Source organism: Paraplanobispora takensis (assembly GCF_016863195.1).
GTDB lineage: Bacteria > Actinomycetota > Actinomycetes > Streptosporangiales > Streptosporangiaceae > Planobispora > Planobispora takensis.
The window spans coordinates 1-14929 of sequence record NZ_BOOK01000077.1; the positions used below are offsets into that span (position 1 = coordinate 1).

Annotated in this window: 17 protein-coding genes; 8 read left to right on the plus strand and 9 right to left on the minus strand. The window is 71.1% G+C overall.

All coding sequences use genetic code 11. The features are described 5' to 3' along the window. Together Pta02_RS38250 and Pta02_RS38255 are read right to left on the minus strand one after the other, a co-directional pair. Positions 1-1429: DUF7779 domain-containing protein (locus Pta02_RS38250; protein ID WP_203879928.1), on the minus strand; the 1429-nt coding region annotated here is incomplete at its 3' end. Continuing rightward, complete coding sequence (locus tag Pta02_RS38255; RefSeq protein ID WP_203879929.1) at positions 1426-1980, minus strand: hypothetical protein; 555 nt, start codon at positions 1978-1980, stop codon at positions 1426-1428. The genes Pta02_RS38250 and Pta02_RS38255, both read right to left, overlap by 4 nt. Before the next feature lie 100 nt (positions 1981-2080). Between Pta02_RS38255 and Pta02_RS38260 the strand changes: the two genes are divergently transcribed. Then, positions 2081-2665, plus strand: a complete 585-nt coding sequence (locus Pta02_RS38260) for a recombinase family protein (RefSeq protein ID WP_203879930.1) — start codon at positions 2081-2083, stop codon at positions 2663-2665. Positions 2666-2752: 87 nt separating this feature from the next. On the opposite strand, the gene Pta02_RS38265 is transcribed toward Pta02_RS38260, so the two are convergent. Continuing rightward, a complete protein-coding gene (locus Pta02_RS38265; RefSeq protein ID WP_203879931.1) occupies positions 2753-3268 on the minus strand; it encodes a hypothetical protein in 516 nt (171 codons plus the stop codon). Between the two features lie 253 nt (positions 3269-3521). Here Pta02_RS38265 and Pta02_RS38270 point away from each other — a divergent pair, with 253 nt between their 5' ends. Beyond that, complete coding sequence (locus Pta02_RS38270; protein WP_203879932.1) at positions 3522-3947, plus strand: STAS domain-containing protein; 426 nt, start codon at positions 3522-3524, stop codon at positions 3945-3947. A 790-nt stretch (positions 3948-4737) separates the two neighbouring features. Here the strand turns inward: Pta02_RS38270 and Pta02_RS38275 are convergent. Then, positions 4738-5121 carry a hypothetical protein gene (locus Pta02_RS38275; protein WP_203879933.1) on the minus strand — a complete coding sequence of 128 codons (384 nt, stop codon included), beginning with the start codon at positions 5119-5121 and terminating at the stop codon, positions 4738-4740. A gap of 335 nt (positions 5122-5456) precedes the next feature. Here Pta02_RS38275 and Pta02_RS38280 point away from each other — a divergent pair, with 335 nt between their 5' ends. Beyond that, on the plus strand, positions 5457-5729 hold the full coding sequence (locus Pta02_RS38280; protein WP_203879934.1) for a hypothetical protein: 273 nt from the start codon (positions 5457-5459) through the stop codon (positions 5727-5729). A 101-nt stretch (positions 5730-5830) separates the two neighbouring features. Here Pta02_RS38280 and Pta02_RS38285 read toward each other — a convergent pair whose 3' ends face one another. Further along, the gene (locus tag Pta02_RS38285; protein WP_203879935.1) at positions 5831-6616 is read right to left on the minus strand and encodes a GAF domain-containing protein; all 786 of its coding nucleotides are present in this window, start codon (positions 6614-6616) and stop codon (positions 5831-5833) included. Positions 6617-6996: 380 nt separating this feature from the next. Between Pta02_RS38285 and Pta02_RS38290 the strand changes: the two genes are divergently transcribed. Further along, positions 6997-7191, plus strand: a complete 195-nt coding sequence (locus Pta02_RS38290) for a hypothetical protein (protein WP_203879936.1) — start codon at positions 6997-6999, stop codon at positions 7189-7191. 277 nt (positions 7192-7468) lie between these two features. Here Pta02_RS38290 and Pta02_RS38295 read toward each other — a convergent pair whose 3' ends face one another. From Pta02_RS38295 to Pta02_RS38305, 3 genes are all read right to left on the minus strand, one after another. Then, positions 7469-7834, minus strand: a complete 366-nt coding sequence (locus tag Pta02_RS38295) for an STAS domain-containing protein (protein ID WP_203879937.1) — start codon at positions 7832-7834, stop codon at positions 7469-7471. Positions 7835-8186: 352 nt separating this feature from the next. Beyond that, positions 8187-8921 carry a nuclease-related domain-containing protein gene (locus Pta02_RS38300; RefSeq protein ID WP_203879938.1) on the minus strand — a complete coding sequence of 245 codons (735 nt, stop codon included), beginning with the start codon at positions 8919-8921 and terminating at the stop codon, positions 8187-8189. A 100-nt stretch (positions 8922-9021) separates the two neighbouring features. Continuing rightward, positions 9022-9285 carry a hypothetical protein gene (locus Pta02_RS38305; RefSeq protein ID WP_203879939.1) on the minus strand — a complete coding sequence of 88 codons (264 nt, stop codon included), beginning with the start codon at positions 9283-9285 and terminating at the stop codon, positions 9022-9024. Between the two features lie 34 nt (positions 9286-9319). On the opposite strand from Pta02_RS38305, the gene Pta02_RS38310 reads away from it, so the two are divergent. The 4 genes from Pta02_RS38310 to Pta02_RS38325 all read left to right on the plus strand — a co-directional run bounded on the left by Pta02_RS38310 (position 9320) and on the right by Pta02_RS38325 (position 14365). Further along, positions 9320-9544: a hypothetical protein gene (locus Pta02_RS38310; RefSeq protein WP_203879940.1), complete on the plus strand. Its 225-nt coding sequence runs from the start codon at positions 9320-9322 to the stop codon at positions 9542-9544. Between the two features lie 1333 nt (positions 9545-10877). Beyond that, a complete protein-coding gene (locus Pta02_RS38315) occupies positions 10878-12809 on the plus strand; it encodes a hypothetical protein (protein ID WP_203879941.1) in 1932 nt (643 codons plus the stop codon). A 75-nt stretch (positions 12810-12884) separates the two neighbouring features. Continuing rightward, on the plus strand, positions 12885-14009 hold the full coding sequence (locus tag Pta02_RS38320) for a coiled-coil domain-containing protein (RefSeq protein WP_203879942.1): 1125 nt from the start codon (positions 12885-12887) through the stop codon (positions 14007-14009). A gap of 2 nt (positions 14010-14011) precedes the next feature. After that, positions 14012-14365 (plus strand): hypothetical protein, encoded by a 354-nt coding sequence (locus Pta02_RS38325; RefSeq protein WP_203879943.1) that lies wholly within the window; start codon positions 14012-14014, stop codon positions 14363-14365. A gap of 3 nt (positions 14366-14368) precedes the next feature. Here the strand turns inward: Pta02_RS38325 and Pta02_RS38330 are convergent, their stop codons facing one another. Further along, a complete protein-coding gene (locus Pta02_RS38330) occupies positions 14369-14731 on the minus strand; it encodes a hypothetical protein (protein ID WP_203879944.1) in 363 nt (120 codons plus the stop codon). Positions 14732-14929 lie beyond the last annotated feature (198 nt).

The window sequence follows — 14929 nt, forward strand, 5'->3', positions numbered from 1 at the left end:
GGTCGGCCAGGGTGTCGGTGAGGAGAGGGATGGCGCGGGTGAGATCTGCCAAGTCCGTCAGGTATTGACCGCACCACACCCGGAGAGTAAGCAGGCGCTGGGGGATGGCACCGGCGGTGTGGGCGTGTACGACATCGGTCTGTTCTAGGAGGATTTCCACGGCCGTGCGGGCGGCCCAGGTCTGCGCGCCAGTGGGGATGCGGTTGTTGAAGGTCTCCAGTAACGTGATCGCCTGGTCGAGTGCGGCGGTCAGGTCACCGTCGTGAGCGCAGCGTTCCCGCACCACCCGCTGGGTCAGGCGGTGCATCACCACCGTGGTGCCGTCCTCGGTGAAGCTGATCAGTGAGGTATCGGCCAAAGCCGCCAGGCTCTCCTGTACCGCGGCGGCCGCGGTCAGATCGGCCACTGGGGTGTGCGGGTCGGCGGGGTCGATGCCGCCGGTCAGCACGGGCACCGGGATGCCGGCGGGTGATAGGACCGCCAGCGCGCGCAGCAGCCCAGCGGCATCGGGCAGGGTGCGTTCGGCTTGGTCCACCGAGAGCAGGATGGCTTGGGCGGTGCCGGTGGGATAGGCATCGTGGCGGCCGGCGGGCAGATACTCAGCCAGCGGAAAGTCGGCCAGTAGCCGCTGGTAGGCGGGATAGGTCAGGCGTCGGCGGGCGATGAGGGCGGCCGCTTGGGCCAGGGCCAGCGGCAGATAGCCCAGCTCGCGGGCCAGCGTCTGGGCGGCGGCGGGGTCATCGAGGCCGGTGCGCTCGGCAAAGAACCTGCTCGCCTGCTCTGGGGTGAAGGCATCCACCTCGATGGGGGCATAGCGCTGGTGAAAGGCCCGGTTGCGAGAGGTGATCAGTACGCGGAGGGCTCCGGTGGCCGGACACCAGGCGCTGATCTCCTGGACCGAGATCGCGTTGTCGAAGACCACCAGTCCCACCTGCCCGGCCGTGGAGCGGGCTGACAGCCAGGCTGTGGCCTTGCCGGCGGCGGTGGCGGCGTCATCGTCGGCGGCGCGTAGTCCCAGCCGGTGGGCCAGGCCGGCCAGCCCGGTGGTGATCTGGTCGGGGGTCTCGGCGGTGATCCAGGCCACCACCGGCCAGCCGGCGGCCTGGCAGGCCCAGGCGTAGCAGGCGGCCAGCAGGGTCTTGCCCACTCCCGGGGTGCCGGTCACCGCGGAGATCACCGCGGCTCCCGCCGGGCCGACCTGGGCGTGTACCTTCTGTAGCAGTTCCTCGCGCAGCTGAAAGCCTGGCGGCGGGGCGGGGATGTCGCCTTCGACGATCTGCTCGTCCTTGGCGGGGTGGGCCGGATCGGTCGTGGTGATGGTGACATTGCCGGCCACGTGGGCGATCTGGATCAGATCGCGCCCTACGGTGGAGTGGCTCACCGCCTGCCACACCGGCCCGGCCGCACCGGGGTGAGGCAAGGCGGTCATGAGCGCTCGATGGTCACATCGCCGCCGACACCATCGATCTGGGTGATGGACCCGCCCGCCTGGGACCCGCTCACCCGCTGTTGGCCACCCTCGGTGGGGGCTTTCCCGGCCGCGGCCGCCGTGTCTGGTGTGGAGGGTGCTTGCTGCGGCGCCTGATCAGGTGCCCCGGCAGGGGGGACGAAAGACGATGCGGGGGCCACCTCACGCAGCCGTACGCTGCCGGTGATGCCATGCAGTTGATCGATGCTGCCGGCGCTGGTGCTGTCCTCGACGACCTGGCCGCTCGGCGCCGGGGGAGCGGGGTCAGGGGTGGGGGTGGGCTCGGCGGCGGGTGGCCGGGTCAGCCGGTAGGCGACCAGGGCACTGACCGCGGCCACCGCCACCGCGATGCCGGTCCAGCCCCAGCTCCAGCCGTCCTCGGTGAGGATCTGATTGCAGGCCACCGCGACACCCACGCCCAAGATCACCGACAGCACCTGCAAGATCCACCGCAGCCACGCCGCTCCGGCCCATACCGGTGTACGCCCACGCATACCGGCATCATCGATCACCCGGCAAGATCACACAATGCGATCGCCAGATAACGCATCATGCATCCTCGTGTCGTCCGGGAAACTGGACGTTTACGGACGCCACCGAAAAGGGATTGTGATGACCGTCTGGGCCTACGCACGCGTCTCCACGCGCGATCAAAACCCGCAGCTTCAGCTGGATGCCCTGACCGCCAGCGGCTACGACCGGCTGGTGATGGAAAAGCAGTCGGGCAAGCGCGGGGTGGCGCGACCGCAGTGGGAGGCGCTGCTGTCGCTGCCTCAGGCCGGCGACACGGTGAAGTTCTGGAAATCCGACCGGTGGGGCCGCTCGGCCGGCCATGTGCTGACCACCGTCACCGAGCTCCGTGAGCGGGGCATCACGGTGGTCTCCCTGACGGAGAACTTCGATCTGGCCACCAAGGAGGGCCGGTTCATGTTCGCGGTCTTGGCCGCGGCCGCCGAGTACGAGTTGGAGCTGCGCGCCGAACGCCAGGCCGAGGGGATCGCCGCGGCCAAGCGGCGCCAAGCGTCCGGGCAGATGCTGCCCGGAAAGAAGCACATCGGCCGGCCCCGGGTGGTCGGCCCGGCCGAGCTGGCCGCATTGCGCCGTCTGGTCGATGAGGGCGTCAGTGTCACCGAGGCGGCCCGCATCTTGAAGATCTCCCGCAGCACGGCCTACACCGCACTCACCGCCCCGCGGTAACCAGGCAACTTATGAAAAACGCACCCCCGCTTCCCGTGGGTTGACTGCGCGCCCGTTTTGCCGGGATTTGCGGGCGGGCCGGCGCCCTCACCGCTCGCCGTACTGCCGGGCCTCCTGCTCGCGGCTCGGGCGCTGGCGGGTGCGCCGCTCTGCGGCGGCACTGGCTTGGCGGTCGGAGGCCGCCTGCTGGTGGTGGTGCTCGCGATCGGCGTGCTCGGCCAGATGCTGAGCGCGCAGCTGGGCCAGCAGCTCGCGCAGCACGGCCCGCTCGGTGGCGGCCTGCTCGCGCTCACCGGCCAGCACCGCCAGCTCACAGGCGACCTCCTCACCGAGAGCGGACAGATGCTCCTGGCGCTGTGCCGCGGCCCGGTCGCGCTGCTCGGCCGCCCATAACAGATCATGGATGCGCCGGTCGGTCTCCGCGGCCGCGGCCTGCTCCTGCGCGGCCGCCCAGCGCTGCTCGGCTGCCTGATCGCGCTGCTTGGAGACTTGGTCGCGTGCCAGGGCCGCCCGATCCCGCTGGCCGGCCAGCCGCTCGCGCCGCTGCGCCGCCTGCTCAGCCCTGCCGTCGTTGTTGGCGTGTGATCCCTGATCGCCACTCATGATCACTCCTGAGGCCGTGCCTGATCCTCGGTGCACCCCGGCGCGGTACCGGCCCGGATACCGCGACGGCTCTGCCTTTTGCCGATATTCCACCCTTCGCCGCGCCGCTGCGACAGCCTTGAAAAAACATCTGCTGCGACCTGGGCGAGGGCAGTCAGGTGCGCCGCGCAGTGAACGGCGCTCGGGTTAGCCGGCGGCCCCTGGTGGCAGCAGAGAATTCCACCCGCCCTGAACCCGCGTCCCTAGGACCGCCATGCCTGCCACCCCTGCCGACCCGCCGCCCTCCCCGGAGGAGATCATCACCATCCAGACCACTGATGAGACGCTCACCGTGGGCGTGCACGGCGTGCTCGATGCCACCAGCGCCCCCGCGCTGACACACTGCCTGGATGCGGCGCAGGCCGCCGACGTGCTGGGCCCGCGCCGCCTGGTGCTGGATCTTTGCGCATTGAGCAGCTGCGACGGCGCCGGGCTACGCGCCGTCCTGAGCGCGCTCACCCGCGCCGAACAGGCCGGCATCGCCCTGCACATCGACGGCCTGCGCCGCATCCTGGCCGCCAGTCACCTGCGCACCGACTTCGTCACCCCCGCGGCCCCGGCCACTGGCAGCGGCCGGGCGCCGCGCCCGGCCCGGCACGCTGCTGCTCTGGGCGGGCGCCATCGCCCCAGCCCGCACTGACGCCTTCCCCGTAGGGGGCTGGCAAGGGCCCGCGAGCATCGCACACAGGTGCCGCCCGCAGATGGGAGGCGGCGCCCGCGGGCCCCGGAGGTGGAGGCGATCACCTGTGCGCGTCGCCCCTGCACCCTGGCCGCTGCTCTACCCCTCATGCGCAGCCGGTTATCGAGGCACGGCCCGAGAAGGAGGAAGATCTGGCGTCCCGGCCACCGGTATTTAACCGAGAGTAGCCAAACAGATACATGCAGTTGCATGATGGGGGGCGCGGTGATCCGGGGGAAGGCATCGCGCACCATTGGCCGGCCCGCCGCAGCAGTGCCGTTCTTTTCGGCCCTCACCCATACCCCCTGCGGCGGGCCCGCCCCCAGTACAGCGCTCATCCCGGTGCCGGGGCCGCTGCCCCGTGCGACGGCCGGCCCCCTTGCGGCCCGTGCTGGAGTGCGCAGCCGATCCCTGCAAGGAGTCGGCGATCCCTCGCCGTTGCTGACCCTGCGCCCCTTGCAGGCCCGGCCGGCCGGTGCGCTCTCCCTCCATGAGGAGGCACCATCGCACATTCGGTTCTATCAGTATTCATCCCGCCACGGTAGGTGAAATCGGGACCGGGTCTGCAGGCCGGGAAGGTGCCCTCTAGCGGTGCCGTCTGGTGGGCAGGCCTGCCGCTGCTGCGCCGGCGTGCTGGCCGACGCCGACACCGGCCCTCATGCGGCAGGCGGTCATCGATCAGGCGCCCTTTTTGCGGATGGAGCACCGCCTGACCAGCCGGTCCCGGTCGCCCCTTTGCCGCGGCGGCGCCTCAGCCGTGCCGCTCGTCCTCGGCGGCTTCGGCATACAGCTGCGCCGCCCGGCGGCGATGCTGCTGCACATCCCCCACCCCCAGCTCGGCGGCCCACTCATGCATCCGGGCGGCCCGGCGCACCGCCCAGGCGGCCCGCCGGTATCCGGCCCGCGCCTCGATCTTCGCCTGATCGGCCGCCTGGATCGCCTCCTCGGTTCGCGCGAAGGCATCGCGCGCCCGGATCTCGGCCGCAGCCGAGGCGATCGCACTCCGCCGCCCGGCCAGTTCCACACTCCACTGCTTGAGCTGGGCGGCGCGCCGGCCGGCCCGCTGGGCCCGCTCCTGGGCCCGCTCGTGCTGGTTTTGGATCTCCGCGGCGTAGGCCGGAAAGTCATCGATCATCGCCCGGACACCTCCTTGCTTGCCCTCACCGTGACACGGACCGGCGCCCTTCACCACAGACAGGGCGGACGGATGTGCGCCAGGCACCGCAAAACTCCTCATCTGCCCGGCCGCATCGCCGATGAGCAGGGGGAGAGGCATAACTGCATACTGTCCATTCACCCGTGATGGCCCGCTTCCTTGACGTCGTGTCCGGTGACGTCGCAGGGGGCGGGCCATCGCCGTTGCCCGCATCCGGTAGGGATCGCCGGCGGCCGGGCAATGAGGGCGTAAAGTCCTGGAAAGCACGCAATGCAGTGAATCAAGCACTTTATGTGATGACTGATCCTGTATCGGTGAGCCATCTGACATCCCCCGTTTCCGGAAAGCGTGCTGATCGACTCAGCGCAGCCGGTTCGGGCACCGGCGCGCTTGGCCTGGCCGCGCTGGCAAGCAGCGCCCTGGCCGCCTCGATGGTCTGGGGCGGCATGACCGGCCTCATCATGGCCGCCGTCCAGGCGGTGGCGTTGCTGCGCCTGACGGCCCTGCTGACGCCGCCCACGCCGGCATCTGGGGACGGCCTGCCCCACCAACGGGGCGCCGCCGGTGAAGGTGAGCCTGCGTCATAGGATCCGGCGGGCCCGGCCCATAGCCGACGCACCGCATGCGCTGCCCCGGCCGCGCCGTGCCGACCGGCACCGGCCGCCAGAGACCCGCAGGGACGACAGCTTCACCGCGGCCGGCTGCTAGCGCGGGCCGGCCGCCCTTCGCGCATCACCGCAGCCAGGTGGCTGTTCATCCCGGCCAGCAGCAGCAATTCCTCCACCAGCTCAATCAAGGGCGTGCGGTGGCGGAGCAAGGCCTGGGCCATGCAGTGCTCGGCAGCCGCATCCAGGCCGCCGTCATCATCGCTGACCTTCAAGCAGGCGTGCAGCGCGGCCAGCGGGGCGCGCAGATCACCGGTCAGGCGCTGCAGCAGGCCCACCTCCCGCATCGTCACCGTGCGCAGCCGCTGCAGCGCTTCGGCGTGGTGGCGGGCCTGCAACAGGGCGGCCGCGGCGGTGGCCAGCGTGGCCAGCGCCCGGCGCTGGACGCTCGACAGCCGGCGCGGCTTGTGGTCCATCACGCACACCGTGCCCAGCCCATGACCGGCGGCACTGAGCACCGGTGCGCCGGCGTAAAAGCGCACATACGGCTCGCCGGCCACCACCGCGTTCTCGCGGAAGCGCTCATCCTCCAGGGCGTCGCGGATCTCCAGCACCTCCCGGCCGCAGATGACATAGGGGCAAAAGGCCACCTGCCGGTCCATGCCGACCTCGGCGGTGCCGAAATGGCCTTTGAAGTGCTGGCGCTCGGCGTCGATCAGGTTGACCAGCGCAATCGGCGCCTGGCACAGGTGGGCGGCCAGCTCGGCGATGGCCGAAAAATCCGCATGCGGCACGACCTCCAGTGCGCCCAGGGCGTGCAGTTCGGCCAGGCGCTCGATCTCATCACCAGGCCATGGAATGGCAGCCATGATGGGCTTTCCCCTCGCTCGTGACATGCTGGCCCGGCGCCGCGTGGGGAGAAGACTGCGCAGGCCAGGGCTGCAGCATGCGGTCAGGGTATCTGCACGGCGTGCGCCGGCCGGGGCGCGGCGAGCCGCAGGCGGCGATAAACGATCGAAAATTGTCGGTCGTTCCTGCGCTGACCCTCGGCTCGGCGCCGGCGCCCGGTGTGACAGGCTGCTGCTCACCCCGCGCACCAAGGAGCAGCCCGCCGCCATGTCCGCCCCTGCCGATGCCGTGCTTTTGGATCAGGTGCTCGCCGTGCTGCGCCAGGCCGGATTCACCCTCGCATCCGCCCCCGACGTCGAAGGCGCCCCTGAGCATCCGCAGCGATCCCGGCCGGGGTGTGGTGATCTCCTGGAGCACCGCGGCCGAGGTGATCGTCGGCAACCGCACCGCTCACCGGCAGGTGGCGGCCGCGGTGCAGCTGGCGCTGCTGGCCCTCATGACCGACGCCGGCTATGCCGCCACCGGGGAGCCGGCCACCGGTGAGGTGCTCATCACTGGCGCCGGCCATGCGGGCCAGGCTGCTGCGGGCCGGTGAGGGCGCCGGCCCGCACCCGGCGCGCTTTGTGCTGGCTGCCGGCACCCGCCAGAGGAGGTGATGGCCGCTTCTCCTGGCGGGTACCGGCCCGTGCGCTGCGACCCCCCTCCAGAACACCGCACCGCACGACTGAGCATGTTGTATCAGTAGTCGACTACTCACTGTGGGTAAAACTCTAGAGTGGCTCCAACTATTTACCGGCCGTGCTGCAGGCGATTGCCCGGCTGCAGGCCCCGCCTGCCGCCAACGGCACCCGAGTGGATGCGGCGCCCCGCGCTCAGGTGCGGGTGCGGGCCTGCGCGCGGGCGGCCTGCTCGAGTGCGGCCGCCAGATCGGCATGCACCGGGAAGGCCTCATACAGATGGGTGATGCGCATGATGCGCTCCAGCACCCCGTGCACGCCCACCAGGCCCAGCCAGCCGCCGGCGGCAAAAGCGTGACGCAGCCCGATCAGCAGCGTCCGCAGGCCCGAGGAATCACAAAACGCCAGCGCGCGGGCATCGATGATGAGCCGCATCCGGCCGGCCGCCAGCGCCTCGGCCAGCACCTTGTCCAGGCGCGGGCTGGTGGTGGCATCCAGCTCGCCGCTGAGCACCACGATGGTGCAAGCGAACTCCGCACGCGGCACCTCGGTGATCAGCAAGCGAGTACTCATGATCGGCCATCCGACCATCGATGAGGAAAAGCAGGGCGCGCCCCCCAGCGTAGACCCCCGCGGGCGATCAGGTGATCACCACCGGTGATTCTGCGGTCCCGGTGTGCTCGCAGCGCCGGCGACCAGGCCCGCCGGACACACGCAGCGATCGGGCACATCGGCCTGGAGATCGATCCCGACGCCGAGCCGGGCTGAGGTCTGGTGCCCCTGGGGGCTGCGCCGCCCCCAGACCCCCGCGGAGCGGATGCACCCTCCGCCCACCGGGCGCGCCGCCTCCCGCCGCGCATGGCGGACGGCACACCCGCAGCGCGTCCGGATCGCCGGCCGCCAGGGGGAGGGGTCAGCCGGTATACGGCGGGAACAGGCGCTCGGCCGCCGCAGCCAGCCGGGCCACCTCCTGCTCACCCAGTCGAGCGCTGCCCCGGGTGATCCAATGCCGTACCTGCGAGGCCCGCAGCAGCGCAACACCCTCGACCTTCATCACCCGCAGCAACGGCAGGGTGGGCCCGTGGATCGCCAGCACCGGCGTCACCTCCACCGGCTGGCCGAGCGCTGCGCCCAGACCCTCGGCGACGCGCCGCGCCTCATAGACGGCCCCCTTGACGGCCGCATCCCCCCAGGTGCTCCCGATGTGCACGTATCGGCCGCGGGTGGTGATCCGCTTGTTGCGGTTCCAGTTCTTGCTGTCGACGACGAACACGCCGTTCGGGCCGATCACCAGGTGATCCACATTCGCTGAAGAGCCGGGGAGTGCGCGATCATGCAGGACCGCATACCCCCGCCGGCGCAGCGGCCGCAGCATCCGCGCGGTCTTGCGCTCACCCTTGGCGCCCTGGCGCCAGGTGCGCACCGCCTCATGGTGCCGCCACCGGTAGAGGGCATCGATGATGGCCACCAGCACCGCGGCGACCAGAGCGGCCACCCAGCCCAGCAGGGAGCCGACCACCACCGCGGCGGCCGCGGCCAACAGGGCCCGCACGATCAGCCGGCGCCGCCGGCCCTCGGCGAGTCTGGCCCGGTACTGGGCATGCGCCGACGCACCGGCGCCGGCCGTACGGGAACGAGGAAGAGCCATCGAGCACCTCCGAACAAGAGAAGCGGAGACGAGCACGAGGAACTGCCTTCAACCGTAGAGCGGGCCCCCGACGAAATCCGCTGGCCAGCATCCCGCGCGCCTACCCGGGAACGCCGAGCGCGCCGGCGACGCCCCGCGCCAGGACCTCGATCAGACCGGGAAAATAGAAGACCAGCCCTACCCCGATGGCGATGGCGAGGAACTGCACGAACCGCGTGATCTCCCGGGCGAACAGAAAGAACAACGCCACCACCGAGACCGTCACCAGGAACAGCGGCGCGAAGAACCCGCGCAGCCAATCGGCCAGCCCTTGCGTGTCCAGGCCCGCCGGTGGCGTCGCCAGCACTTCCACCACCGCGTGCACCGCGCCTCCCTATACGGTCGGTGTTATGGCTGATATGCACAGTAGCGACTGTGGTCACGACGGCGCCGTGCCGATCGTCGATGAGGACATCGGCGCCAGCGCCGTCGTCTGCCTGTGCGGCGCCCGCTGGACGCATCGCGCCCACGTCCCGCCCGATGTGGCGCTGCGCCTGGACGCCCGGCTTGGCGCCGACGCTTGGGAGCCGCGCGAGCCGAACACCACGCTGCCGGCCGTCTGGCCGGAACAGCGATCGGCCTGACGGCCGAGGCCTCCGGCGGCCAGGGCGCTCGGCGCCCCTGGGCCCCGCCAGGCTCCGGGATGGCACGCACGATCACCCGAGCAGGACCCGAGGGCGGCCTGCAGTTCTGGACGCCACCCCGCCCGCCGGCTCTGGGCCTATCACCCCGCCCCCGCGGCCGCCAGGCACCCCAAGGGGACCCCGCCCGGCACCCCCGGCGCCCGGATGATCGAGACGGCCCAGGCGGACGGGATGGCACCAGCACCACCGACTGTGGATTGCGCGGCGAGCCGTTTGAGGTGCCCAACCCCGTCGAAGAACCGCAGGAGGCCGAGGAAGCATAAAGACGCAGGTCAGGACGGACGTGCCCTATCAGCCAGAGCGGCCGCCCCTAACCCGCCGCCGACCAGACCAAAAATGGTCTCCTCCATCGAGCGTCAATTCCGCCACTTCTGCCCCAAACATGGCATCCTTTTACCAACACGTTAACGGGGAGTTGGACGGCAGGTCATGTAATGAGCCAGGGGACGGGACGCCGCATCCATCGGCATCCCACCAGGACTGATAACAAGATCAGCAAGGGCGCGCGCCGTACGGCCGCGCCCTCGTGCGCATCCAGGGCCGCGCTACGCGCCCGATACACCGTCCAAGTTTTCGGCGACACGCCGCGTGTTCGGAATGCATGCTCAGCCAGGATGCGCAAAGATCCCTGCATGCCATCAGTAGCAGGACGAGAACGGCGAACCTACGGGACGGGCGGCCAGGTGCCGTTCGCCACCAGGATGCCCAAGTGGCTCAAGGAGGAATACGACGCTGCCGCTCAGCGGCAGGGGTTGTCCTTGTCCCGCTTGTTGGAAGAGCTCATCAAGCTTGAGCCACTTCTCTCGCCCCGGGAAGCCGATGACCAGTCGGCGGACCAACTGAGTGCATAAATGCGTAGGCCCCGGCTGCAAGCCGGGGCGAAGCCTACGTCTTTGAGAGATCCACTTCGGCGGCAACCGATGGGATCTCGCTGCACAACCCCGCGCCAACGGGGTCGCACCACTGCAAGCGCTCCTACGACATGAGGAAGAAGGAAGGAGGCGCGTAGCGGATACCGACTTATGACGTCCCGGTCTGGCTGACCGGGCCTTTGTTGTCGCAATCACCGACCTGAGAGCGGGCGCTGTCGCATGCCCGGCTCAGGTGTGACCGGAATGAGTCAACGATAACCGATGACCGTCCGGCTAGCCCAGCATGTCCTGATTCGGGTGTGTCGCCACAGACTGGCGGCAAGGCTGACGCCGGAGAACAATCCGCCGCGTTCTACGCGGCCTTGCGCGCTTTGGCCCCGCGTGGCCGGGCGCGTCTTGACGTGCGCACCGAGGCCGGAGACGCGTGGGCGCACACCTATACCGCCACGGCGAAGCTCGGCGAGGATCCGCCGGCGGGCCCGTTCGCCTGGTATCTGACCAACGCCCGCCGCGAGTTCGAGTTCATCGTGTTCGACCTGGACCGCGGCCGCGGCGATGTCGAGCGCGACGCTGATGAGCTGATGAGCGTGCTGGAGGCCGCCGACATCCGATATCTGGTGTGCGTGTCCGGCCCCGCGCACGGCCTGCACCTGTGGGTGCCGACCGAGCCGATGGCCGCCGCGGTGGTGCGCGCCCTGGCCCGCGCCGCCGCCCGCCGCCTGCCCACCCTGGACATCAGCCCACTGACCAACGCCCGGACCGGCTGCGTGCGCCCGCCCGGCGCCCCGCACCGCCACGGCGGCATCTCGATACCGGTCGATCAGTGGGTACCGATCACGCCGGAGGCCACCGCGGCCGTCCTGGCCGAGCGCAACCCCGCCGAGGCGATCGAGCGCCTGGCCGTCCTGCTGGATGTTATGACGTCCGCGCCCGACCAGATCGAGGCCGAAGCGGTCCGCACGATCGAGACCACTCCGAACGGGCCGCGCCTGGCCGGGCGCCGGCACCCGGTCGACGTGGCCGAGCTGCTGGCCACAACCCCTGAGCCCGGGGCCGGACACGCCCACCTGGCCCGCATCCTGGTCCAGCTTGCGCTGGCCCGCTGGAGCGCGCCGGAGGTCGCCCGCCTGCTGGAGGACCACCTTCAGGCGCCGGGCCTGGTTCATCTGCGCCGCCAGGGCGGAGCTCGCAGCCGGCACCGCGGGCCCGGCGAGCGCGCCGCCCTGATCAGCCGCCAGTGGGAACGCGCCGTGGCCTACGCCGCCACCCTGCGCCCGCCGGCCGCGCCCACGGGCGGCCAGGACGACGACGCCGAGCAGCAGAACGCGCCGGCCGATGAGTGGGATGTGCGCCTGGCCGCCGTGGTGCCGCTGGTGACCGGCGTGCGCGCGGCGATTGCCGCCGAGCCGGGCCGGTGGAGCACCCCGGCCGGCCCGGCGGATCGCCGGGCTTTGGAGTATGTGCTGGAGCTCGCCCTGCAGACGGCCCGCCAGGAGATCGAGTTGGATTGTCGCCGTCTGGCCCTGGCCACCGGGATGGGCCGCAGCACGGCCGCCCGCGCGCTGGAGCGCCTGATCCTGGACGAGTGGCTGGAGTTGGCCGCCAGGGGGGAGGGACAGCGCGCCCACCGCTACCGGGTGCGTGCCCGAAGCGTCGACGACGCCGCGGTATCACCTGTGACGAACGAGGTTCCCAGGTCCGTTGCACAGGGTGGGACACAAGGGAACCCACCCCAGGTGCGAGCGGTCCAACGACTCCGGGAGGCCCGCGCCCGGCACTGCTCCGAGCTGTCGACGCGGCGCACGCTGGTCAGCCACGACGTGTTTGCGCACCCGTACCGGGCCCGGGGTCAGGCCGGACTAGGGAGCCACGTGGCCGGGACCGCTGCGCTCCTCGATACCGGTCTTTACAAAGTACAGGATATGGCGCAGGCAACCGGCTACAGCCTACGGACCACCCGCCGCCACCTGGAAATCCTGCGCTCCCACCGCCTGGCCCGAACCAGCGAGCGGCCCGAACCCGGAGCGTGGCGACGCACCCGAACCCGGCTGGACACCGTTGCGGCTCGCATCGGCGTGGCCGGCACCACCGAGCGCCGCCACCGCGCCTATGCGATCGAGCGTGAGACCTATGCCTGGTGGCGGGCAGAGCTGGAGTGGATGACGACGACAGGTAAACGCCAGCCACCGCCGCCGGGTCAGGAGCGTCTCCTGCTGGTCGGCGCGTCCCGGTGGGCGAATAGGGAGCGCTACCCACGTGATGGCCGCGGCCGCGCCGACCACCGGGCGGCCCGCGCCGAGCTGCGGGCGCAACGGCTGGCGGCCACCGCATGACCGCATTGAGGCCGACCACAATTCCATTTCATTATTTTCATATCGACGATGAAAATAATAAATTAGGGTGGGGGCATGACGGAGATCACGGACCAGGAGCAGGACGAGAACGTGGCATGCCGGTTCCCGGGATGTTCGGCAGCGCCAGCCCCAGCGCCGGGCGACAAGCCGGGCCGGCCGCCGCTGTACTGCGTCGATCCCGACCACACGCCCCTGACCGCCTACCGCGAGCGCCAGCGGCTCAAGAAGGCCGCAGCGGGTGAGGCGGAGGGCGCGATGCCGGAGGACCTCGGGCGGCCGGTGACCCTCAGCCAGGCCCGCGCCGGCGAGCTGGTCGAGCGCGTCGAGATCGTCGCCACGCGCCTGTCGGAGGACCTGACGCGGGTGCTGGCCGAGCTACGCATCGCTGGCGACCCGGACGCCGCCGCCGCGGAGGTGAGCGCCGCTCACGCGACGGCCGCCGAGCAGGTGGCCACCGCCGAGCGCGAGCGTGCCCACGCCGAGCAGAATGCCCGCCGCGCCGTGGTCGCCGCCGAGCGCGAGCGCGCCGAACGGGAGCAGGCCGACGCCGCCGCAGAAGACGCGCTGCGCCGGGCCCAGGACGCGGAGGAGCGCGCCGGGCAGGCCGCCGAGCAGCTCGACGCCGAACGCGAGCAGATGCGCGCCGATGTCGACCAAGCCCGCGAGCAGGCCGCCGAGCAGGTCCGCCAGGCCGAGAACGAGCGCGATGCGACAGTGGCGCAGGCCGGCGAGCAGGCTGCCGAGCAGATCGAGCGGACCCGGGCGGAGGCCGCTGAGCAGGTCCGCCAGGCGCAGGCCCAGCGAGACGAGGCCCTGGCCCAGGCTCGGGAGGCGAGCCAGGCTGCCCGGGTCGAGACCGAGCGAGCGCGTGCCCTGGTCGAGGAAGCCCGCGGGGAGATCGCTGCCGAGCGCGAGCGCGCCGCCGGCCAGGTCGAGCAGATCCGCACCGACGCCGAGCAGGCCCGCGCTGCGATCGAGCGTGCTCACGCCGAGCAGGCCGAGGCCGCCCGCCGTACGGCCGCGGCTCTGGCCGAGGCCGCCCGCGCCCAGGAACATCGAGCCGAGGCCGCAGACGCCGCGCGGAGCACTCTGGAGCGCGAGCTGATCGAGGTCCGAGCGGAGCTTGCCCGGCTCCGCTCGGGTGCGAAGCGGAGCCGCTCGACGACCGAGGAGGAGTGATCATGCCGATGTCGGGGTGGCCCGGATGGGCCTGGATCATGTTCGGCTTGAGTGACCGGCGGCTGAGCCGTACGATGCGGCCGCCGCCTCCGGCCCGGGAAACCTACGTCGCCACGGTGCAGGGCCAGGGCGGAACCTGGCGCGCCTCGGAGTGGGTCGACGCGGTGAGCTGGCCGGAGATCGTCGCGTGGGCCGCTGAGCAGTCCCAGCGACGCGACGTCGACCGGGTGCAGGTCGAGCACCAGGCCCCGCAAGCGCCGGAGATGCTGACCGTGTGGATCTGGACCGATGGACACCAGAGCAGCCAGCAGCAGCGCCGGGGACGCCTGGAGGTCAAGCTCTTCGGCGACCCGTGATGATCACACGGCGTTGTCGGCGCGCCGGTCCTTGAACGGGACGACGCCGCTGACTAACCGGCCGTCATGGGCGGCATCTTGTAGATCACCCAGGCGGAACGCGGAATCGGCGCCGATGGTCACCCCGCTGACCACGGCCGGCCGAATCCGCCCCACCGCACGAATGAGTGAGGCGAGCCGGAGCGCCAGCGGGACCAGGGTGGCGAACTCACGGCTCCTGACGGTGGTGATCAGCTTTCCCTCGTGGTCGATCCAGGCGCGTGAGTCGGGCAGCGGATCGGCCTGGCCCTGGCTGCTCAGCCCGAGATGGTCCCGGTAGAACGACAGGTCGTCATCGATGCTCTCGCCGGGGGCGATGAGCTCCACCCACACCATGCCCAGCATGGGGAAGACCAGCAGGACCGGAATCGTGGTGTGCGCGCGGCCAGGTGCGCCAGCCAGCCTAGTCCCCGCGGCGCCGGGTTCACCTCGATCTCCAGTGCCACCGTGGCGTTCGCAGTGGTGGGCATCTCCATCGTGCCGACGTCCTCGAAGCGAATCCAGGCCGAGGGACGGCAGTCCTCG

Excerpts from the sequence above, each read along its gene's own strand:
- Pta02_RS38260 (WP_203879930.1), top strand. The coding sequence starts at position 2,081 with ATGACCGTCTGGGCCTACGCACGCGTCTCCACGCGCGATCAAAACCCG.
- Pta02_RS38265 (WP_203879931.1), bottom strand. The coding sequence starts at position 3,268 with ATGAGTGGCGATCAGGGATCACACGCCAACAACGACGGCAGGGCTGAG.
- Pta02_RS38270 (WP_203879932.1), top strand. The coding sequence starts at position 3,522 with ATGCCTGCCACCCCTGCCGACCCGCCGCCCTCCCCGGAGGAGATCATC.
- Pta02_RS38275 (WP_203879933.1), bottom strand. The coding sequence starts at position 5,121 with ATGATCGATGACTTTCCGGCCTACGCCGCGGAGATCCAAAACCAGCAC.
- Pta02_RS38285 (WP_203879935.1), bottom strand. The coding sequence starts at position 6,616 with ATGGCTGCCATTCCATGGCCTGGTGATGAGATCGAGCGCCTGGCCGAA.
- Pta02_RS38300 (WP_203879938.1), bottom strand. The coding sequence starts at position 8,921 with ATGGCTCTTCCTCGTTCCCGTACGGCCGGCGCCGGTGCGTCGGCGCAT.
- Pta02_RS38310 (WP_203879940.1), top strand. The coding sequence starts at position 9,320 with ATGCACAGTAGCGACTGTGGTCACGACGGCGCCGTGCCGATCGTCGAT.
- Pta02_RS38320 (WP_203879942.1), top strand. The coding sequence starts at position 12,885 with ATGACGGAGATCACGGACCAGGAGCAGGACGAGAACGTGGCATGCCGG.
- Pta02_RS38325 (WP_203879943.1), top strand. The coding sequence starts at position 14,012 with ATGCCGATGTCGGGGTGGCCCGGATGGGCCTGGATCATGTTCGGCTTG.